Origin of the sequence: Rhizobacter sp. SG703 (assembly GCF_012275445.1) — a bacterium.
Classification (GTDB): domain Bacteria; phylum Pseudomonadota; class Gammaproteobacteria; order Burkholderiales; family Burkholderiaceae_C; genus Rhizobacter.
In genome coordinates this window covers 55,828-77,988 of sequence record NZ_JAAZQK010000015.1, presented here as the reverse complement: position 1 = coordinate 77,988, position 22,161 = coordinate 55,828, and the positions used below count along the sequence as shown (strand labels likewise).

Sequence of the window (22,161 nt, the reverse complement as noted above, 5' to 3'; positions counted from 1 at the left end):
TCGGATGTTTGCACCGACCCAGCACGACGTCCGGCGATTCTTTTGCGAGACCTTCCGCAAGCAGCGCGACGGCCTGCCGCTGACGCCGATGGAGGCGGTGGCCGGCGACTGGATCGCGAACCACCCGGAGTACCACGCCGAACTGGCCGACGAGGCCGCCGCGCTGGCCAAGGTCTACGAAGTCGAAGACGGCCGCACCAACCCCTTCCTGCACCTGTCGATGCACCTGTCGATCAGCGAGCAGGTCAGCATCGACCAGCCGACCGGCATCAAGCAGGCCTATGCGCTGCTCGCCGCGAAGCGGGGCTCGGCCCACGAGGCGCAGCACGAAATGATGGAGTGCCTCGGCGAAATGATCTGGGCGTCGCAGCGCAGCGGGTTGCCGCCCGACGGCCACAAGTACATCGACTGCGTGCGCCGCCGCGCCACGCGCTGATCGCCGGCCGGGGGCCGCCACGGCGTTACCAACGCTACGGTTTGCTGACAACTGTCGGCGCGGAGATGAGCCACCATCGGCTGATGAAAGCCCTTTCACACCTCCGCCCCCACCGCGCCGGCTTCGTCGCCGGGCTCGCCTGCGTCAGCTTCGCGTGCCTTGTCGCCACGTCGCAGGCCGACGCCGCGCCGTTCGTGCTGGCCTACACCGACGGCCAGATCGGCCAGTCGTACACCAACCTGCAGGCCTACCACGCGCAACTGAGCGCCGTCGGCCTCGGCTCGGCCTACAACCTGACTGCCGCGGGCACGGTCGGTACCGAGGGCATGACGAACACGACGCGCAGCATCATCAGCTTCGCGAAGTCGAAGGGGCTGCCGTTGTACCCGACGGTCTCCGACTACAGCAACGACACCGGGGGCTTCGACCCCGCGATCTCGAAGGCGGTGCTGGCCAGCGCCAGCAGCCGTACGAAGGCGGTGACGAACCTGGTGAACCTCGCGACCGCGAACGGCTTCGCCGGCATCGACATCGACCTGGAGGCGGTGCAGCCGGCAGACAAGGCGAACCACAGCGCGTTCATCGCATCGCTCGCCGCCGGCCTGCATGCGCAGGGGCTGAAGCTGGTGATCAGCGTGCCGCCGAAGACCAGCGACAAGGCACCGGACTACCTGACCGGCTACGACTACAGCGCGATCGGCGCCGCGGTCGACTACTTCCAGGTGATGACCTACGACGAGGTCGGTCCGGGCTGGGCGAGCAGCGGCTTCAACGGCGAGGTGTGGCCGGGTCCGGAATCGGGGCTGGACTGGCAGAAGGCCATCCTGTCGTACACCGTGTCGCGGGTGCCGGCGTCGAAGGTGCTGGCCGGCCTGCCGAGCTACGGCTACGACTACAGCACCAACCAGGTGGTGCACTGGTCGAGCTACCCGGCCGTGCTGGCCTCGCATGCCGGTGCGGTGCTGCAGCGCGATGCGGCGTCGGCCACGCCCTATGCCACCTGGGGCACGGTGCGCAAGCAGCCGGACGGCACCGAATGGAGCAATTCGACGAAACAGCCGACGCTCTGGTACGACGATGCGCAGAGCATCCAGGCCAAGACCGCGCTGGTGAATGCCTACGGGCTGGCCGGCACCAGCGTGTGGGCGATGGGTTATGAAGACGCGAGCTTCTGGTCGGCGGTGAAGGCTGGACTGGACAACGGCGCGACCGCGCCGCTGAGCATCGACGCGTCGGCCGGCACTGGCGGCACGATCGTGCCGAGCGGTGCGGTGCAGGTGCAACAAGGCCGCAGCCAGGGCTTCAGCATCGTGCCGAATGCCGGCTACGACATCGGCGCGGTGACGGTGGACGGCGCGGCGGTCGGTGCGGTGTCGAGCTACACCTTCGCCGACGTGCAGGCCGGCCATTCGATCCGCGCCGCGTTCACTGTGCGTGGCGGCAGCGGCGACACGCAGATCGAGGCGAGCGGCACCGGCCAGGTGTGGACCAAGGGCACGACGGCGCTGTCGAACGCGAACCGCCAGGCGCGCGCCGGCATCAACGACGGCAAGCTGGCCACCGGCGTCACGCTGAATGCCGCGGGCGAAGGCGAGACCGGCAAGTGGGAGGCGGCCGGCGTCACCTGGACCGCCGCGAAGACGGTCTCGAAGGTCGCGTTCGTCAATGGCGCGGTCGACAGCTACGGCAACGGCTATTTCGAATCGGGCGTGAGCCTGCAGTACACGACCGACGGCACGCGCTGGCTCGAATCGGGCTGGGCGATCGCGCCGGCGTATCCGAACAGCGCGGCCGCCGGCGGTGCGAGCTACGCGTTCAGCGGCACGCCGCTGGCGGGCGTGCTCGGCGTGCGTGTCTCGGGCAAGACGGGGCCGCAATCTTGGAGTGCGATCGTCAACGAGGTGCAGGTGACGGGGCGCTGAACGCTGGGCTGGGGGGCAGGTTTCGCCCTGCGTGGCATTGCCGGGTCTCGCTTCGGGTGGCATTGCCGGGTCTCGCCCCGGCGGGCGAGTCACTTTCATTTGCTGGCTCAAATGAAAGTAACCAAAGCAAAGCGCCTCAACACACACCATACGGTTCGTTCTGCACGCTGCGGACAACACGGCCACGCCGCTGCACATCGTGGCTTGGTTGGGATTGTTGCCCTTCCTTTTTCCTCACACGCCCCGCTTCGGGCTACGCAGCCCGAATGCCACTTCGGGCCCAGGCGATGCGCAGCGAGCTGGATGGGAAGAACGCACAACAATCCCAACCACGGTGGGGTTATAGCGGCGTGGCCGTGTTGTCCGCAGCGTGCAGAACGAACCGTATGGTGTTCGGGTTCAAGCGCCTTTGCTTTGGTTACTTTCATTTGGCAAGACAAATGAAAGTGACTCGCCCGCCGGGGCGAGACCCGGCGCAGCCTCACGCAGTGAAGAGAAGCCCCAACGCAGTGTTCACTTGATCGTGACCCACCTCCACTCCAGCCAGTTGTCCGCCCGGTGCACCACCTCGACATTCGAGCGCGCCGCCCACGGAATCACCTGCCGGTGCAGCGGAATATTGAGCACCTGCTCGTTGTGCTCCCGAAGCGCCGCCTTGATCAGCTGCTCGCGCTTCTTCGGGTCGGCTTCCTTGCTCGACGCAGCAGCCAGCTCGTCGAGCTTCGCGTCCTTCGTGCCGCCGAAGTTCCAGGCTCCCACCCCGCCCTCGCCCCGGCTGCGCAGCACCGGCGTCAGCGTGACCTCGGCGTCGGTGATCGAGCCGCCCCAGCCGAGCATGAACATCGAGGTGTCGAACTTCTGCACCTTCGGGAAATAGGTCGCACGCGGCATCGCGTTGACGCGGATCTTCACGTTCAGCTTCGCCCACATCGACGCCAGCGTCTGGCAGATCTCCTCGTCGTTGATGTAGCGGTTGTTCGGGCAGTCCAGCGTCACCTCGAAACCCTGCGCATAGCCGGCATCGGCCATCAGCTTCTTCGCGCCTTCCAGGTCGTACGGCAGCCGCTTCTCGATCTCGGGGTCGTTGTACGCGCCAAGCGGCGACGACGTGATGCCGCCGGTGGGCACCGCCTGGCCGCGCATCAGCTTGGTGCGGATCGTCTCGATGTCGACCGCCTGGTACAGCGCACGGCGCACGCGCTGGTCCTTGAACGGGTTCTTGCCCTTCACGCTGCCGTACAGCAGCTCGTCGCGGCTCTGGTCCATGCCGATGAACACGATGCGGTTCTCCGGCCCGTCGATCACCTTCACGCTGGGCGTGTTGCGCAGCCGCGCCACGTCCTGCGGCGCCGGGTCGAGCACGAAGTCGATCTCGCCCGACAGCAGCGCCGCGACACGCGTCGGGTCGCTCTTGATCGGCGTGTACACCACCTCCTGCACGTTGCCGTCGAACTTGCCCCACCACGCCGGGTTGCGCTTGAAGACGGTCTTCACGTCGGGCGCGCGCGAGACCAGCATGTACGGGCCGGTGCCGTTCGCGTTGAACGAGGCATAGCTCTCTTCCTTGTTCTTGAAGTCCAGCGGCTTCGTGACCTTGTTCTTCTCGCTCCAGGTCTTGCTCATGATCTGCACCAGCGTCGCGTGCTGCAGGAAGATCGGGTTCACCGCCGGCAGGTTGAACTCCACCGTCAACGCATCGATCTTCTTCGGCTCGCCGAGCGCGTTCGCATAAGCCTTGATGTCCGACGTGCCTTCGCGGGCGCGCTGCACCGAGAACACCACGTCGTCGGCGGTGAACGGCGTGCCGTCGTGGAACCTGACGTTCGGCCGCAGCTTCATGCGCCACTGCGTCGGCGCCGTCTGCTGCCATTCGGTGGCCAGCACCGGCTCGATGCCGAGCTGCTTGTCGCGGTTGACCAGCGTCTCGTAAACCTGGCCGTTGATCGCGTTCGTCAGCAGCTCGTTCTGCGAATGCGGGTCGAGGGTCTGCGCATCGCCTTGCGAAGCCCAGCGCAGCGTCTGGGCGTGGGCGCCGGCGGACAGCAGCGCGCCCAGGCACAACAGCGGAATCCAGCGTTTCATCATGAAGCGATCCTTCGTGGTCGGTGGCGTGGAAGGCCGCAGTCTACGGCGCGGGGTCCGGGCTCCCAAAGAAAAACGCCGCTGGGTGGCAGCGGCGTTTTGCAGGCGGGGGAGGTGGCTCAGCGGAAGCGCGATTGCGGCACCGTGTGCAGTTCGCTCGGCAGCGAGGCCAGGTACTGCGCCAGCGTCTTCAGCTCGGCATGCGAGAACTGCTTGACCTGGCCGACCATGATCGCGTTGCTGCGGCCGATCTGCGGGTTGCCGTTGGTCTGGTAGGCCTTCAGCGCGACGAACAGGTAGTCGGCATGCTGGCCGGCAAGCTTCGGGTAGCTGCCGTCGATCGGCTTGCTGAAGTTCTCGCCGTGGCACGACACGCAGTTGCCTTTCTTCAGCAGCTCGGCCACCTGCGGATCGGCATCGACCTTCTCGGCCAGCTTGGGTTGCTCTTTCGGGAGCTGTTCGTAGAAGGCGGCGAGGTCGGCCATGTCCTGGTCGGACAGCGGCGCCGCGATCGCGCGCATCGTCGGGTGCTTGCGCTCGCCCTTCTTGTACTCGCCGAGCGCGGCGACGATGTACTTGGCGCCCTGCCCCGCGATCATCGGCACCTTGTGCACTTCGGGGAAGCTCGCCTGGTAGCCGGGGATGCCGTGGCAGCCGATGCACATCGCGGCCTTCTTCTCGCCGGCCTTGACATCGCCGGCCTTGACATCGCCGGCCTTGGCATCGCCGGCCTTCGCGTCCTGCGCCGCGGCGGTGCCGGCCAGCACCAGGGAGGCAGCGATCGCCGGGATCAGTTTCGTCAGATTCTTCGTCAGACTCATCAGGGAAACCAGCTTTGTCATGGCAGCTTTTTTGAAGTTGGCGAGGGCTTGTCTTCGAACCGCGGGCGATTATAGGGCCCGCCTTATACTGGCCCGCACCCCTTCCAACCCTGCGCCGCATGAAGTTCAAAGGCTCTGACAACTACGTTGCGACCGACGACCTGATGCTCGCCGTCAACGCCGCCGCCACGCTGAAGCGGCCGCTGCTGATCAAGGGCGAGCCCGGCACCGGCAAGACGATGCTGGCCGAGGAGGTCGCGCAATCGCTGGGCATGCCGCTGCTGCAGTGGCACATCAAGAGCACGACGAAAGCGCAGCAGGGTTTGTACGAATACGACGCGGTGAGTCGCCTGCGCGACAGCCAGCTCGCCGACGTCGACGGTGGGGCGCGGGTGCACGACATCCACAACTACATCGTCAAGGGCGTGCTGTGGCAGGCCTTCACCGCCGAGCAGCCGGTGGTGCTGCTGATCGACGAGATCGACAAGGCCGACATCGAGTTCCCGAACGACCTGCTGCGCGAGATCGACCGGATGGAGTTCTACGTCTACGAGACGCGCGAGCTGATCCGGGCGAAGCACCGGCCGCTGGTGTTCATCACGTCGAACAACGAGAAGGAGCTGCCCGACGCGTTCCTGCGCCGCTGCTTCTTCCATTACATCCGCTTCCCCGACGCCGACACGATGAAGCGCATCGTCGAGGTGCATTTCCCGTCGCTGAAGAAAGAGCTGCTGGCCGCCGCGCTGCGCAACTTCTACGAGGTGCGCAACCTGCCGGGCCTGAAGAAGAAGCCGAGCACCAGCGAGCTGCTCGACTGGCTGAAGCTGCTGGTGGCCGAGGACATCCCGCTCGAGGTGCTGCAGAGCAAGGACGAGAAGGTCAGCCTGCCGCCGCTGGTGGGCGCGCTGCTGAAGAACGAGCAGGACGTGTCGCTGTTCGAGAAGCTCGTCTTCATGCAGAAGCACAACCGATGACGCTGGCCGAGGGACGCCTCCGGCCGGCCCGCGCGCGCTGAACGTCGATTCGCGCGATCCCGTTTTTCCACGAACGCCGCTCACGAGGCGGCCCCTGACATGGCCCGACACCGCACCCTGAGCATCGATGACCTGTGGGCGCTGCAGCGCGTCGGCGGACTCGCCTTGTCGCCCGACGGCGCGCAGGCGGTCTGTTCGGTCGGCAGCTACTCGATGGAGGACAACAAGGGCACCTCGGCGCTGTGGCTGCTGTCGACCTTCGGCGGCGAGCCGCGCCGGCTGACGCAGGCCGGCGAGAAGGACGGCCAGCCGGCGTGGTCGCCGACCGGCGAGCGCATCGCGTTCATCGCGCGCCGCGAGCAGCAGGGCAAGAAGGACGACACGCCGCAGCTGTACGTGATCGCGCCCGATGGCGGCGAGGCGCGCCGCGTCAGCGATTTCGCGCCGGGGGTCGACGCCTTCAAGTGGTTCCCCGATGGCAAGCGCATCGCGTTCGTCTCGTGGGTGTGGCCCGATGCTCGCGGCAGCGCGGCGCAGGCCAAGCGCCACCAGGCCTTCAAGGACCGCAAGGAAACCGCCTACGTGACGAGCGAGGCGCAGTACCGTTACTGGGACCGCAACCTGCCGATGGGCCGCGTGGCGCACGTGCTGGTGCTCGATGTCGAGAGCGGCCGGGTGCGCGACCTGTTCGAAGGCAGCGGCTATCAGCTGCAGCGCGACGACCCCGACGCGCATTCGTTCGACATCTCGCCCGACGGCCGCCACATCGCGTTCGCGTTCGACCCGGCGCCGGAGAAGCGGCTGGACAACTGCAAGTCGCTGGCCGAGGTGGCGGTGCGCAGCGGCCGCATCGAGGTGATCGCGCAGGACAAGGCGTGGGACTTCGAGGCCCCGCGCTACAGCCCCGACGGCAAGCGCATCGCATTCCTCGCGAGCCACCAGGGCAAGCGCCACACGATGCCCGACCATGCGGCGGTGCTGCAGCGCGGCGTCGACGCGCCGGTGAAGCAGCAGGTGCTGAGCGCGGCGTGGGACCACGCGGTGAACGCGCCGATCCGCTGGTCGGCCGACGGCGACGCCCTCTTCTTCACCGCCGAAGACCAGGGCCGCTGCCACCTGTGGCGCTTCGACGTCGCGACGCGCACTGCCGCGGTGGTGGCGCAAGGCGGCTGGGTGCAGGGCTTCGACGTGGCGGGCGACGTGGTCGTGACCGCCGCCGACGCGATGGACCATCCCGCGCGGGTGCATGTGCACCGTGCGGGCATCGACGGCACCACCGACGCGCCGCAGCGCCTGGAACGCTTCAACGACGACCTGCTGAAGCCGATCCGGCTGGGCAGGTACGAAGACGTGCGGCTGAAGGGTGCGCAGGGCGACGAGATCCAGGCGTGGGTGATCTACCCGCCGGGGTTCGACCCGAAGAAGAAGTACCCGCTGCTGCACAGCATCCATGGCGGCCCGCACGCGGCGGCCGGCGACACCTTCCACTACCGCTGGAACACGCATGTGTTCGCGGCGCAGGGCTACGTGGTCGCCTGCGTGAACTACCACGGCTCGAGCGGCTTCGGCTACGGCTTCCTCGACAGCATCACGCACCGCTGGGGCGAGCTGGAGCTGCAGGACGTGGAGGCGACGACCGACCTGATGCTGAAGGCGCCGTACATCGACCGCGGCCGCGTCTTCGCGACCGGCGGCAGCTATGGCGGCTACATGGTGGCGTGGATGAACGGCCACGTGAAGCCGGGCCGCTACCAGGCCTATGTGTGCCACGCCGGCTGCTTCGACTGGACCGCGATGTTCAGCGACGACGCCTACACCTGGCATGCGAAGGAACTGGGCGCCTGGTACTGGGACGACCCGGCCAAGGTCAACTCGCAGAGCCCGCATGCGTTCGCGAAGAACATGAAGACGCCGACGCTGGTGATCCACGGGGCGCTCGACTTCCGGGTGCCCGACCAGCAGGGGCTGGCGTACTACAACACGCTGAAGGCGCGGGGCGTCGACTCGCGGCTCGTGTGGTTCCCGGACGAGAACCACTGGATCCTGAAGCCGCGCAACAGCAAGCTCTGGTATTCGGAGTTCTTCGGGTGGCTCTCGTCTCACGACAAGAAGTAGCTTCAGCGCAGAAGATTCGAAATATCCCAGGTGACCGCAAACCGGGGATCCTCCCACCCCGGCACCCCCGGCCGCTGCGCGGTGCCGAGATCGAACGACAGCCGCCGCGGCACCAGCCACCACCGGGCCCCGACCCGGTTGACCTCGGTCTCGCTCGCCGACGGCCCGGTACCGACCCATTCGGCATAGAGCGTCCCGCTGCGCAGCGGCTGCCACACGCTCGACAACGTGGCGCGGTTGCGCGGCACGCCCGCCACGTCGCGCCCCAGGTTCATCTGCAAGGCCCAGCTGTCGGCCAGCCGCACCTGCGCGCCGGCCGCGACGATCGCCTGCTCGGTGCGCAGGCCCGGTTCGGTCTCGGTGCGCAGGCCGGCCCAGCTCATCCGCAACGAGGTCTTCAAGCCACTGCCCAGCGTTTCGGTGGTGCTGGTCTCGACCCGCGAGCGCAGCTGGCTCGGCCCGACGTCGGTCGGGTTCGCGCGCGGGGTCTCGATCTTCCAGTCGATGTTGTCGCCGCCGCACCGCTTCGCCAGCAAGGCCTCGCGGTCGGACACGCCGGCGTCGGCGAACGGCGCGACGCGGCACGGCACCGGCGGCGCGGCCCACGCGGCCGCGGTGCCGCCCGCCATCAGGATCGTCATCAGGATTCGCTTGCGCGCCGGAAACTTCATGTCACAAGGCCAGGCAAGGGGTGTCGGCCCGGACATGATGCGCGAAGCCTCCGTAGGACAACCGGAATGCCGCACCGCAACAATGGGGTATGCGCACGCGGACGGTGCGCGCGGACGAAGTCACAATACGAGGCACGCCGTTCCCAGCCCGCCATGCTGACCAACTTCTTCTTCACACTGCGCGCCGCCAAGCTGAAGGTCTCCGTCAAGGAATACCTGACCTTGCTCGAAGCCCTGCAGGCCGGTGTGATCGATGGCGACGACGCGGACGGCGGCGGCCCCACCATCGACAAGTTCTACCTGCTCGCCCGTACCACGCTCGTCAAGGACGAAGCCAACTTCGACAAGTTCGACCGCGCCTTCGCCGCCTACTTCAAGGGCGTCGAGCTGCTCACCGATTTCACGCAGGACATCCCGCTCGACTGGCTGCAGAAGAAGTTCGAACTCGAACTCAGCCCCGAGGACAAGGCCGCCATCGAGAAGATGGGCTGGGACGAGCTGATGGAAACGCTGAAGAAACGCTTCGAGGAACAGAAGGAGCGCCACGAAGGCGGCAACCGCATGATCGGCACCGGCGGCACCAGCCCGTTCGGCGCCTTCGGCTACAACCCGCAAGGCGTGCGCATCGGGCAGGACAAGACCCGCAACAAGAGCGCGGTGAAGGTCTGGGACCAGCGCCAGTTCAAGGACTACGACGACTCGCTCGAACTCGGCACCCGCAACATCAAGGTCGCGCTGCGCCGGCTGCGCCGCTTCGCTCGCGAAGGCTCCGACGAAGAGCTCGACCTCGACGACACCATCCGCTCGACCGCCGCCAACGCCGGCTACCTCGACATCAAGATGGTGCCCGAGCGGCACAACAAGGTGAAGGTGCTGCTGCTGATGGACGTCGGCGGCACGATGGACGAACACATCCACCGCGTCGAAGAGGTGTTCAGCGCCGCCAAGGCGGAGTTCAAACACCTGGAGTTCTACTACTTCCACAACTGCGTCTACGACTTCATGTGGAAGAACAACCGCCGCCGCTACAGCGAGAAGTTCCCGACCTGGGACCTGATCCGCAAGTACAACAAGGACTACAAGCTGATCTTCGTCGGCGACGCGACGATGAGCCCCTACGAGATCCTGCAGCCCGGCGGCAGCGTCGAATACAACAACGAGGAAGCCGGCGCCGAATGGCTGCAACGCCTCACGCATGCCTTCCCGAAATTCGCATGGATCAACCCCGAACCGCAAGGCGTCTGGGGCTATCGCCAGAGCATCTCGATCGTCGCCCAGCTGATGAACCAGCGCATGTTCCCGCTCACGCTGCAGGGCCTGGAAGGGGCCATGCGGCTGCTGAGCAAATGAGGTGGCTCGCGCTGTCCCTGTTGACGATCTCCTTGTCGGGCTGTGCGATCTTCAAGCCCGAAGGCGATGACGCGAAGACGCCCGAATCCGCGGCCGCACCGGCAGGCGCCGCGTCCGCGCCGGCCTTCGCCGCCTACCGGCTCGTGGTCGACGCCCCCGACGACCTGAAGACGCTGCTCGCCACCTACCTCGACCTCGGCCGCTTCCAGTCGTCGACACAGGAAGGCATCACCCGCGCCGAGCTCGACCGCCTCGCCGCCGCCGCACCGGCCCAGGCCAGGACGCTCGTCGAGACCGAGGGCTACTTCAACGCCGAGGCCACCGTCGAGCGCAGCGAGACCGCCGAAGGCCTGCCGGTCATCAAGCTGGTGCTGCAGGCCGGCCCGCGCACCCGCGTCGACCATTGGGACCTGCAGATCGAAGGCGAGCTGAAGAAGGGCCTCGATTCGAAGGACCCGGCCGCGCGCGAAACCCTCGACCGCCTCGAAGACCAGTGGCCGCTGAAGCTCGGCCGCCCGTTCCGCCAGGCCCTGTGGAGCGAGGCGAAGAACGAGACGGCGGCCCGGCTGCGCGCCGACGGCTACCCGGCCGCGCAATGGAAGAGCACCGAGGCGCGCGTCGACGCGTCGACGCAGAAGGCCAGCATCACCGCGGTGCTCGACAGCGGCCCGCTGTTCCACCTCGGCGAGATCCGCATCGAAGGCCTGCAGCGCTACGACGAAGGCGCGATCCGCAACCTCGCCGACTTCGGGCCCGGCACGCCCTACACCGAGAAGCGCATCCTCGATTTCCAGGAGCGCCTCGGCAAGCTCGGGCTGTTCGAAGGCGTCTCGGTCGAGATCGATCCCGACGAAAGCAAGGCCGCCGCGACGCCGGTCACCGTGCGGGTGCGCGAGCAACCGCTGCAGCAGGCCACCTTCGGCATCGGCTACAGCGACAACACCGGCGGGCGCTTCACCTTCGAGCACCGGCACCGCCGGCCGTTCGGCTTCAACGCGCAGCTGCACAACAAGCTCGAGCTCGGCCGCGACCTGCGCTCGTGGGACGCCGACCTGACGTCGAACCCCACCGACGGCCAGTACCGCAACCTGATCGCCACCAGCGTCTCGCGGCTCGATTCGGCCGGCGCGATCACGCTGAACTCACGCGTGCGGGTCGGCCGCTCGCTCGACACCGAGCACATCGAGCGGCTGATCTTCGTCGAGGTGCTGGACTCCAAGCTGACCAACGACACCGCCGAACAGGACAGCCGCGCGGTCTCGCAGAACTACAACTGGGTCTGGCGCGACGTCGACAGCATCCTGCTGCCCACCAAGGGCCTGACCGCGTCGATCCAGGCGGCCGGTGGCTATGCGGTGAACAACTTCGCCAGCAACGGCCCGTTCGGCCGCACCTACGGCCGCCTGACCGGCTACTGGCCGCTCGGCCAGCGCTGGTACGGACAGGCCCGCGTCGAGGCCGGCGGCGTGTTCGCGAAGCCCGACGTCGGCATCCCCGATGCGCTGCTGTTCCGCGCCGGCGGCGACGACTCGGTGCGCGGCTACGCCTACCGGTCGCTCGGGGTGACCAAGGACGGCGAGCTCTACGGCGGCCGCTTCCTGCTGACCAGCAGCGTCGAGATCGCGCGCCCGATCTCGCCGCGCATGCCCTCGCTGTGGTGGGCGGTGTTCGCCGACGGCGGCAACGCGTCCGACACCTGGGGCCATGTGAACTCGGTCTACGGCTACGGCGTCGGCCTGCGCTGGCGCAGCCCGGTCGGGCCGCTGCGCATCGACTATGCGCACGGCCAGGCCGTCGACGAAAACCGCCTCCATTTGAGCGTCGGCATTGCCTTCTGACGTCATGACACCCACCCCCGAAGACGCTGCGCGTCCTCCCCCTCCAGGGGGCGCCCCCAGTGGCCCGGCGGAGCCGGTTCCACGGGGTCCGCTCGGGCGGCGGCGGCGCTGGTGGACGGTGTTGCTGATCGCCGGCTTCGTGCTGCTGGTCGCGCTGCCGGCCGCGCTGGTCGGCACCGCGCTGTGGGCCGCCGGCAGCGAAAGCGGCACCGCCTGGCTGCTCGGCAACGTCGTGCGCGCGCTGCCGCTGCTGCAGGTCAGCGAGCCGCGCGGGTCGCTGGTCGGCGATTTCAGCGCGAAGCAGGTCGTCGTCGTGCTCGGCGAACACGACCGCATCGTGATCGACGCGCTGCGCTGGCGCGGGCTGTCGCTGTCGTTCACGCCCTACCCGCGCAGCTGGGCCGCGGTGCATGCCGATTCGATGTCGGCCGAGCGCGTCACGGTGCAGGTCGGCCCGGGCGACAGCAGCACGCCGACGCGCCTGCCGCGCTCGCTGCGCTCGCCGGTGGAGCTGTACGTCGACCAGCTGACGGTCGGGTCGCTGCTGGTGCCGGGCCTGGAAACGCATCCGCTGCGCGAGATCGCCGCGAAGATCGAACTCGGCGCCGAACGCGGCAGGCTGCACCGCGTCAGCGCTGCGACGCTGCGGCTCGATGCGATGAAGATCACCGGCCATGCGCAGATCGGCACCGACGGCGACCTGCCGCTCGAGCTGCAGCTCGACGGCGTGCAGGGCAGCGGCAGCGATGCCGCGCTGCCGCCGCTGCCGGCGTGGGCGAAGACGCTCAGCAACGACTGGCGCGCGAACCTGTCGGCCAAAGGCCCGCTCGCACGCTTCAGTGCCCAGGCCGTGCTGCGCGCGCAGGGTCAGTCGCTCGACGCCACCGCCATCGTCGCGCCGGCCGATCCGTGGCCGCTGCCGCAGGTCGATGCCAGCACGCAGGCGCTCGACCTGTCAGCGCTGCTGACGAACGCACCGGTCACCGCGCTGAGCGGCAACATCGCGATCGCACCGACCGATGCGCAAGGCGGCAAGGGCGGCCTGGCCGCGCGCGGCACGCTGCGCAACGACAAGCCCGGCCGCTGGGACGAACAACGGCTGCCGTTGCGCCAGCTCAGCATCGACCTGCGCGGTCGCGCCGACCAGCCGCGGCAGTTCGAGCTCGCCGCATTCGAGGCGCTGCTGGCCGGCAGCGTCAAACCGGCCGGCAGCATCAGCGGCACCGGCCGCATCGACGGCGGCAACTTCGAGCTGAACGCGACGCTCGACAAGGTCGCGCCGGCGGAGCTCGACCCGAACCTGCCGGCGATGACGATCGGCGGGCCGGTCAGCCTGTCCGGCCAGACCCACCCGCCGCTGCCCGACGGCAGCGCGCGGCCGCCGAGCTTCAAGGCGCTGGTCGACCTGAAGGGCCAGCTGCTGCAGCCGGCGCGCGCGGTGCAGCTGAAGGTCGATGCGCAAGGCGACGAGCAGCGCATCGAGCTGCGCGAACTGCGCGCCAGCGCCGGCGCCGCGCAGGCCACGCTGAGCGGCGGCGCCGAGCGCGGCACGGGGCAATGGCAGGGCAAGGCCAAGGGCGCGCTGGTCGACTTCGACCCGGCGGCCTGGTTCCCCGGCCCGCCCGAATCGAGCTGGCACCTCGGGCCGCACCGGTTGAACGTGAAGGGCGAGCTGGCGCTGACGGTGCCCGACAGCGTGACCGCGCCGGCCCCGCGCGGCGCCACGTTGCTCGACCGGCTGGCCGCGCTGCGCGGCGACCTGAGCGCGGTGATCGGCAACAGCGTGCTGGCCGGCGTGCCGCTCAGCGGCGACATTGCGCTGCACCACCCGAGCGCCGGAGCGCCGTTCGCCGCGACCGTGAAGCTCGATGCCAGCGGCAACGCGCTGAACGCCGAAGGCGCGCTCGCCACCGATGCACGGGGCGCCGCCGACCGCTGGCATGTCGACGCCCGCGCGCCGGTGCTGGCGCGCCTGCAGCCGCTGCTGAAGCTGCTGCCGGGCGCGCAGGCGTCGGGGCTGCTCGACGGGCTGAACGGCAGCTTCAACGGCGAGGCCGAGCTGACCGGCCGCTGGCCCGACGTGAAGACGCAGGGCAAGGCCACGGTCGCGAAGCTGCGCGCCGGCGCGCTGGCGGTCGGCCAGGCCGAGCTGCGCTGGCAGGCCGGCACCAGCGCCGACGCGCCGCTGGAACTCGCCGCCGACATCGCCCAGGGCGCCTGGCGCGGCCAGGGCCTCGACAGCAGCCGGCTGCAGTTGCAGGGCACGGCCCGCGCGCACACGCTGAACTGGCGCACCGAGCTGAAGGCCCTGCCGCCGGCCTGGGTCGACAACGTGCAGCCGCCGCCGGCCGCGCGGGCCGCCAGCGCGCCTCTCGCGGCCGCCTCGGCCGCCTCGGCTGCGTCCGCTGCGTCTGCCGCCTCCGCCCCGGCGGCCCCCACCGGCCGCACGCTGGTGCTGCTGGCCGCGCGCGGCAGCCTGAGCGGCGCGCCGTTCGACGGCTCGTCGCTGCGCCCTTCCATCGGCAGCACCGCCGGCAAGCCGTCGACCCCGCTGAACTGGAAGGGCACGCTGCAGCAGGCCGAGGTGCGCAGCAACCAGCCCGGCAGCGCGCCCTGGCTGCTGGCGCAGAACGTCGACGTCGAGGTGCAGGCCGGCGACGCGCCCTGGGCCAGCGTGTCGGCCGGGCGGGCCGACATCCTCGGCGCCGGGCTGCGCTGGGACGCCATCCGCTGGCAGGCCGGCCAAGGCGTGCAGACCCAGCAGCTCGACGTGCAGGCCGAGCTGCAACCGGTCGCGATCGCGCCGCTGCTGCGTCGGCTGCAGCCGGATTTCGGCTGGGGCGGCGACTTGCAGATCGGCGGCAGGATCGTCGTGCACCAGGCCGCCGAGTTCAGCGCCGACATCGTGCTCGAACGGGTGCGCGGCGACCTGTCGGTGACCGACGAGACCGGCACGCAGCCGCTCGGCCTGACCGACCTGCGGCTCGGCCTGAGCGCGCAGGACGGCGTCTGGAACTTCACGCAGGGCCTGGCCGGCAACCAGCTCGGCGTGGCGGCCGGCGCGATCGTCGTGCGCACCTCGCCGAAGCGCGCCTGGCCCGAGCCCGACGCGCCGGTGCAAGGCGTGCTCGAGGCCCAGGTCGCGAACCTCGGCACCTGGGGTGCATGGGTGCCCACCGGCTGGCGCCTGGGCGGCAAGCTCGGCACCACCGCCACCATCGGCGGGCGCTTCGGCGCGATCGAGTACACCGGCCACATGAAGGGCTCCGACCTGTCGGCGCGCAACATCCTGCAGGGCGTCAACGTGACCGACGGCGAGGTCGACATCGCGCTGCAGGGCGACAACGCGAAGATCAACACCTTCCAGGCGCGGGCCGGCAACGGCACCGTCAAGCTGACCGGCAACGCCGAGTTCGGCGAGAAGCCGCATGCGCAGATGACGCTGGTGGCCGAGCGCTTCCAGCTGCTGGGCCGGGTCGACCGGCGCATCGTCACCACCGGCCGCGCACAGGTGGATCTCGACCGCGACAACCTGAAGGTCGACGGCAGCTTCAAGGTCGACGAAGGTTTGTTCGATTTCAGCCTGGCGAACGCGCCCAGCCTGTCGGGCGACGTCGTGGTGGTCAACCGCACGGCCGCCCTCGAGGCCAGCGGGCCGGCCGCCGCGCCGAGCAACCGCAACGTCGCGGTCGACCTGACGGTGAACCTGGGCGACGCGCTGCGGCTGCGCGGGCGCGGCATCGACACCCGGCTCGAAGGCGAGCTGAAGCTGACGACGCCGGGCGGCAAGCTGGCGCTGAACGGCAGCGTGCGCGCGGTCGACGGCACCTACAACGCCTACGGCCAGAAGCTGACGATCGACCGCGGCATCATCACCTTCAGCGGCACGCCGGAGAACCCCCGGCTCGACATCGAGGCGACCCGGCCGAACCTGGACGTGCGGGTCGGCGTCGCGATCACCGGCACCGCATTGACGCCGCGCGTGCGGCTGTTCTCCGAGCCGGACCTGTCCGAGATCGACAAGTTGTCGTGGATGCTGCTCGGCCGCGCCAGCGACGGGCTGGGCAAGGCCGACACCGCGCTGCTGCAGCGCGCGGCGCTGGCGCTGCTGGCCGGCGAAGGCGGCGGCGCCGACCCGCTGAAGGTGCTGGGCATCGACGACCTGTCGGTGTCGCAGAACACGAACAGCGCAACCGACGTGCGCGAGACGGTGGTGTCGCTCGGCAAGCAGCTGTCGCGGCGCTGGTACGTCGGCTACGAACGCAGCCTGAACGCGACCACCGGCAACTGGCAGCTGATCTACCGCATCGCCCAGCGCTTCACGCTGCGCGCGCAGTCGGGGCTGGACAACTCGCTGGACTTCATCTGGACGCTGCGCTGGCAGTGACCCTGGCACTCGCGGTGGCAGTGCGCTTGGCAGCAAAAGCATGGACCTGAACTTGCAACGCCGGCCCGTGTCACGACGCTGACACGCCGGCGCGTCAACCTGCGCGGCTTTGCCGGACCGGCCCGTCGGCCGGATTGCTTGTCGAAATTTGCGGACGGAAGTTCCGTGAACAGGGAGAACTTGCATGTCGAATTCCAGGTGGCACGCTTCATGGACCTCCGGCGTGATCGTCGGCCTGCTGGCCGCGTTGTCGGCCTGCGGCGGCGGCGGTGGTGACGACTCGCCGGCCCCGGGCGGTGGCGGCGGCAATCCGCCGGTCACCACGCTGCCCGACTGCCCGGCCGCGCCGACCACGCTGCGCGACATCACCGCGGTGCAAGGCCCCGGCGCACTGAGCCCGTTCGACGGCCAGGCGGTCACGGTGCGCGGCGTCGTCACCGCCGACTTCCAGGGTGACGACCAGCTGAAGGGCTTCTTCATCCAGCAACCGGTCGCCGATGCCGACCCGAAGACCTCCGAAGGCCTGTTCGTCTACGCGCCCGGCGGCGCCGACGTGAAGGTCGGCGACTACGTGCAGGCGAGCGGCACCGTCAGCGAGTTCAAGAGCGGCAGCACCGATCCCGAACGGCTCACCGAACTCGCCACCGTCACCGCGATCAGCACCTGCGGCGCCGGCCCGGCCATCGCCGCGCGCGAGGTCACGCTGCCGCTGGCCAGCGCCACCGACCTCGAAGCGGTCGAAGGCATGCTGGTCGAATTCAAGCAGACGCTGACGGTGTCGGAGGTCTACAACCTCGGCCGCTACGGCGAGCTGGTGCTGTCCACCGGCGGCCGGCTGTTCCAGGCCAACAACCACCCGGGCAGCGCGACGCGCGATGAGGTGAACGCCGCCAATGCGCTCGCGAAGATCGTGCTGGACGACGGCGCCGGCATCCAGAACCCGACGCCGATCCCCTACCTGTCGGCCGCCGACAGCACCGGCACGCGCCGCGTCGGCGACACCGTGGCCGGCGTGCGCGGCGTGGTCACCTGGACCGCCGATGCCTTCCACATCCACCCGGTCGCCGCCCCCGCCTTCACCGCGGCCAACCCGCGCCCTGCCGCACCGGCGGCCGTCGGCGGCACGCTGCGCGCCGGCAGCCTGAACGTGCTGAACTACTTCACGACGCTCGGCCAGCGCGGTGCCAACACCGCGGAAGAACTGACCCGCCAGCGCGCGAAGCTGGTCGAGACCATCGTCGGGCTGAACGCCGATGCACTCGGGCTGATGGAGATCGAGAACAACGGCACCGCCGCGCTCGCCGACCTGGTCGGCGCGGTCAACGCGAAGCTCGGCGCCAACACCTACGCGTGGATCGACGCCGGCAAGCCGGGCACCGATGCGATCACCGTCGCGATGATCTACAAGCCGGCCCGCGTGACGCCGATCGGCAACGCGGTCGTTCCGACCGATCCGGACTTCGCGGTCGACGGCGGCCTGCGCCCGCCGGTCGCGCAGCGCTTCGCCGCGGTCGACAACCACGGCGGCTTCTGGCTGGTGGTCAACCACCTGAAGAGCAAGGGCTCGTGCCCGGCCTCGGTGGACGACCTGGATGCCGACAAGGGCCAGGGCTGCTGGAACGTCTCGCGCTTCCGCCAGGCGCTGGCGCTGCAGAAGTGGGTCAACGGGCTGATCGACGCCTCGGGCGAGTCCGACGTGCTGATGGTCGGCGACTTCAACTCGTACCTGAACGAGGACCCGGTCAAGAGCCTGGAGGGCGGCGGCTTCGAGGCGCTGCTGAAGCGGCTGCCGGAAGACGCCCGCTACAGCTATGTGTTCAACGGCGAATCGGGCGCGCTCGACCATGCCTTCGCGAGCGAGACGCTGGGTGCGCAGGTGAACGGCATCGCCGTGTGGCACGTCAACGCCGACGAGCCGACGGTGCTCGACTACAACACCGAGTTCAAGACCGACGACCGCTATGCCGCGACCCCGTACCGCTCGTCGGACCACGACCCGGTGCTGGTCGGCCTGACGCTGACCGCCGATGCGCCGGTGGTGGTGCCGGCACTCGCCGCGACGTTGCCCGGCAGCGCGGTGGCAGGCACCGCCGCCAGCATCACCGGCATCGCGGCGACCAACGGCAGCGCGCTGTCGGTCGACTGGGGCGACGGCACGACCGAGGCGCCGGCGGTCGGCGTCACGACGCTGGCCCACACCTATGCGGCGGCCGGCAGCTTCACGCTGAAGCTGGTGCTGAGCGACGCGGGCGGCCTGACCGCCGAGCGCAGCGGCACGGTGGTGGTCAGCGCCGCGCCGAGCAGCGGCGACACGCCGGAGCTGTTCTTCAGCGAGTACGTCGAAGGCAGCAGCAACAACAAGGCGCTGGAGATCTACAACCCGACCGCCGGCACGGTGGACCTGACCGCCTACACGGTGCGGCTCTATGCGAACGGCGCGGTCGCGCCGACCAGTTCGCTGGCGCTGACCGGCACGCTGGAGTCGGGCAAGACGCTGCTGCTGATCAACACCGCGTTCACGACCAGCGTCACGCTGCCGGGTGCGGTGAAGCATGGAGTCGCCAACTTCAACGGCGACGACGCGGTGACGCTCGAGAGATCGGGCACGGTGGTCGATGCATTCGGCCAGGTCGGCTTCGACCCGGGCACCGCGTGGACCGGCGGCACGCTGTCGACGCTCGACCGCACGCTGCGCCGCAAGCCGGGCATCGTTCACGGCAGCGTGCCGGCCGGCGCGCCGGCGGCGTGGGACCCGAGCGTCGAATGGGCCGGCTTCCCGATCGACACCTTCGACGGGCTCGGCAGCCACGTGGCGCAGTGATGCCGTGCAGCGCCTGGCAGTGAGGTCTGCAATCGAGGGTTCAGTAACGGCAGATGTGCTGCAACGATTGAAACGGCGCAGATACATCGCTGATACGGCGCGTCGGCATCCTTGCGGGCTTCATCAACAGGGAGCCCACCATGCAAACCTCCAACGACCTCACCCGCCGCTTCATCGCGATCGCCGCCGGATCCGGCGTGCTCGCCCTCGTGCTGTGCCTGACGCCGATGCTCGGGACCAACGCCCCCGACACCGGCGCCTTCGCCGCGTCGGGCGGCCTGGTCGCCGACACCGCGCCCGCGGCACCGGCGGACGATGCCGGCATCTACGCCGGCCCGACGGCCAACGAGTCCGCCGCGACGACGCAGTGATCCTCAGCTGATCATCACTTCGCGACCGGCGTGTACACCTTCGGCTGCGCCGGCTTGCCCATGCCGGCCCCGAGGAAGAAGCTGGGGTTCGGCGGCTGGTTGTAGGCCGAGTTCTGGTTCGCGATCGCCGATCGGTACTGGGTGTCGTGCATCAACGTGCGCAGCCGCTCGGTGCTCGGGATCGTCGTCGTGAAGATCATCAGTTCGGTGTTGTCGGCATTGCGCCAGATCACCTCTTCGCGCCAGTCGCCGAACAGGTCAGCCGACAGGTTGGGCGTCGCCTTCGTGGTGTTGTTCGACGCGGCGCCGTCGTTCGACGCCGTCAGCAGGCGGTCGAGCTTCTCGGTCGCCGGATTCCACTTGTCGATGGTCGTGCCGTCGAGCAGTTCGCGCAGCAGGTCGCCGTCCCACCAGACGCCGAAGTTGACGCGTGACGGGCGGCGCACCGAGATCGACTCGCCCTTCGCGCTGGTCAGGCCGCCCACCGTGGCCCAGCTTTCGGCGCCGGGATAGCGCGCATCGACGTCCATCGCGACGCCGCGTCCCACGTCGACACCGCCGCCCGGCAGGCTCCACAGGATCTTGCCGGTGGCCGCGTCGTGCATCTCGACGCCGTGCGCGCCGTAGTGGCCCGGCTCCTCGTGGACCATCATCACCTCCTTGCCCGGGCGCGCCGGGTCGAAGTCGCCGACGTGCAGCGCATCGCCGTGGCCGAGGCCGGTCGAGTACAGGCCCTTGCCGCTCGAATCGATCGCGGCGGCGCCGAACACGATGTCGTCCTTGCCGTCGCCGTTCACGTCGGCGATCACCAGGCTGTGCGCGCCCTGCCCCCGGTACGCCGAGTTGCCGGCGGTGTTGGAGTCGAAGATCCAGCGCGACGCGAGCTTGCCGTCGCGCCAGTCCCATGCAGCGATCACCGCGCGGGTGTAGTAGCCGCGGCTCATCACCAGGCTCGGCCGCTGGCCGTCCAGGTAGGCCACGCCGGCCAGGAAGCGGTCGACGCGGTTGCCGTAGCTGTCGCCCCAGCTCGACACCGCGCCGCGCGCCGGCAGGTAGGCGGTGCTCGCCATCGCCTTGCCGGTCAGGCCATTGAAGACCGTCAGGTATTCGGGGCCGCCCAGGATGTAGCCGGTGCTGTTGCGGTGGTCGGCGGTGGCGCTGCCGATCACGGCACCGGTGCCGTCGATGGTGCCGTCGCCGGTCTTCATCGCGAGCTCGGCGCGGCCGTCGCCATCGAGGTCGTAGACGATGAACTGCGTGTAGTGCGCACCGGCGCGGATGTTGCGGCCGAGGTCGATGCGCCACAGCCGTGTGCCGTCGAGCTTGTAGGCGTCGACGAACACGTTGCCGGTGTAGCCGGACTGGGAGTTGTCCTTCGAGTTGGACGGGTCCCACTTGACGATCAGCTCGTAGTCGCCGTCGCCATCGACATCGCCGACGCCGACGTCGTTCGGGCTGTAGTCGTAGGCGATGCCGTCGGGCGTGGTGCCGCCGGCCGGGCGCTGCAGCTTGACCGTCAGGTACTGCTGCGGCCAGGTCGCGGTGGCGCTGCTGCGCGCCTGCTCGACGCCGTTGACGATGGCGGCCACGCTGTACGTCGCGCTGGCACCGCCGCCGGCATCGACGTAATTGGTGCTGGTGGCGATCGGGCTCGCGTTCAGCTTGCTGCCATTGCGGTACAGGTTGTAGGCGACGCTGTCGGCCTCGGTGCCCAGCATGCGCCAGCTGACGAAGACGCCGTGGCCGGTGGCGACCGCGACGACGCCGCGGTCGAGCCGCTCGACCTGGCGTGAGCCGGCGACCGGGCCGGTGGGCGGCGCAGGTGCCGGTGCCGGTGCCGGTGCAGGTGCCGGTGCAGGTGCAGGTGCAGGTGCCGGTGCAGGTGCCGGCGCTGGGGCGGGAGCAGGCGCCGGGGCGGGAGCGGGTGTCGGCGCTGGCGCAGGGGCTGGGGTCGGCGCCGCCGCCGAGGTCGCGCAGAAACCGACCGACTCATTCGTCGCCTTGCCTGCCAGCGACTTGTTCCACTCGACCCCGCTCACGGCGAGGCTCGAGCCGGTCTGCTTCCACACGCCGTTCCAGAGGTTGCCGACCTGCCCCGGCACCGTCAGCGCGCCGCTCCACTGCACGGCCTCGCTGTTCGGGTTGGTGACCCGCAGCGTCGCGCAGTAACCCGAGCCCCACTGGTTGTTGACCACGTAGGTCAGCGTCACCGGGCTCGCGGCGTCGACAGCCGGCGCGCAGAGCCCGGCGATGGCCATGCAGATGGCCAGCTTCTCGAAACGGATCACGTCGTACTCCTTGTTCGGGCAGGGCCCCACTCCCGTTCGGGCTGAGCCCCACTCCGTTCGGGCTGAGCCCCACTCCGTTCGGGCT

General features: G+C 69.3%; 13 protein-coding genes. 9 read left to right on the top strand and 4 right to left on the bottom strand.

Annotation, left to right across the window (positions count from 1 at the left end; all coding sequences use genetic code 11):
* The first annotated feature begins 4 nt into the window (after positions 1-4).
* The gene (locus tag FHT26_RS26545; RefSeq protein WP_168563095.1) at positions 5-436 is read left to right on the top strand and encodes a DUF1841 family protein; all 432 of its coding nucleotides are present in this window, start codon (positions 5-7) and stop codon (positions 434-436) included.
* Positions 437-519: 83 nt separating this feature from the next.
* Positions 520-2,358 carry a glycosyl hydrolase family 18 protein gene (locus FHT26_RS29585; protein WP_210427611.1) on the top strand — a complete coding sequence of 613 codons (1,839 nt, stop codon included), beginning with the start codon at positions 520-522 and terminating at the stop codon, positions 2,356-2,358.
* A 513-nt stretch (positions 2,359-2,871) separates the two neighbouring features.
* Here the strand turns inward: FHT26_RS29585 and FHT26_RS26535 are convergent.
* Both FHT26_RS26535 and FHT26_RS26530 read right to left on the bottom strand, forming a co-directional pair.
* Entirely contained in the window at positions 2,872-4,440 is a 1,569-nt protein-coding gene (locus tag FHT26_RS26535) for an ABC transporter substrate-binding protein (protein WP_168563188.1), read from the bottom strand.
* Positions 4,441-4,559: 119 nt separating this feature from the next.
* Positions 4,560-5,255, bottom strand: coding sequence for a c-type cytochrome (locus FHT26_RS26530; protein WP_246868123.1), 696 nt, complete (start codon positions 5,253-5,255; stop codon positions 4,560-4,562).
* 125 nt (positions 5,256-5,380) lie between these two features.
* Here FHT26_RS26530 and FHT26_RS26525 point away from each other — a divergent pair, with 125 nt between their 5' ends.
* Both FHT26_RS26525 and FHT26_RS26520 read left to right on the top strand, forming a co-directional pair.
* Entirely contained in the window at positions 5,381-6,235 is an 855-nt protein-coding gene (locus FHT26_RS26525) for an AAA family ATPase (protein WP_047503055.1), read from the top strand.
* A 99-nt stretch (positions 6,236-6,334) separates the two neighbouring features.
* Positions 6,335-8,350 carry a S9 family peptidase gene (locus FHT26_RS26520; protein ID WP_168563093.1) on the top strand — a complete coding sequence of 672 codons (2,016 nt, stop codon included), beginning with the start codon at positions 6,335-6,337 and terminating at the stop codon, positions 8,348-8,350.
* Between the two features lie 2 nt (positions 8,351-8,352).
* On the opposite strand, the gene FHT26_RS26515 is transcribed toward FHT26_RS26520, so the two are convergent.
* Entirely contained in the window at positions 8,353-9,021 is a 669-nt protein-coding gene (locus tag FHT26_RS26515) for a hypothetical protein (protein WP_168563092.1), read from the bottom strand.
* A gap of 153 nt (positions 9,022-9,174) precedes the next feature.
* Here FHT26_RS26515 and FHT26_RS26510 point away from each other — a divergent pair, with 153 nt between their 5' ends.
* The 5 genes from FHT26_RS26510 (at position 9,175) to FHT26_RS26490 (ending at position 19,788) form a co-directional block, all read left to right on the top strand.
* Positions 9,175-10,371 (top strand): vWA domain-containing protein, encoded by a 1,197-nt coding sequence (locus FHT26_RS26510; protein WP_168563091.1) that lies wholly within the window; start codon positions 9,175-9,177, stop codon positions 10,369-10,371.
* A gap of 20 nt (positions 10,372-10,391) precedes the next feature.
* Positions 10,392-12,209 (top strand): autotransporter assembly complex protein TamA, encoded by a 1,818-nt coding sequence (locus FHT26_RS26505; RefSeq protein WP_168563090.1) that lies wholly within the window; start codon positions 10,392-10,394, stop codon positions 12,207-12,209.
* Positions 12,210-12,327: 118 nt separating this feature from the next.
* Entirely contained in the window at positions 12,328-16,596 is a 4,269-nt protein-coding gene (locus FHT26_RS26500; protein ID WP_168563089.1) for a translocation/assembly module TamB domain-containing protein, read from the top strand.
* A 184-nt stretch (positions 16,597-16,780) separates the two neighbouring features.
* A complete protein-coding gene (locus FHT26_RS26495; RefSeq protein WP_168563088.1) occupies positions 16,781-19,417 on the top strand; it encodes an ExeM/NucH family extracellular endonuclease in 2,637 nt (878 codons plus the stop codon).
* A gap of 140 nt (positions 19,418-19,557) precedes the next feature.
* Complete coding sequence (locus tag FHT26_RS26490; RefSeq protein ID WP_168563087.1) at positions 19,558-19,788, top strand: hypothetical protein; 231 nt, start codon at positions 19,558-19,560, stop codon at positions 19,786-19,788.
* A 14-nt stretch (positions 19,789-19,802) separates the two neighbouring features.
* On the opposite strand, the gene FHT26_RS26485 is transcribed toward FHT26_RS26490, so the two are convergent.
* Positions 19,803-22,076, bottom strand: a complete 2,274-nt coding sequence (locus FHT26_RS26485) for a rhamnogalacturonan lyase family protein (protein WP_349238229.1) — start codon at positions 22,074-22,076, stop codon at positions 19,803-19,805.
* Positions 22,077-22,161: the final 85 nt, after the last annotated feature.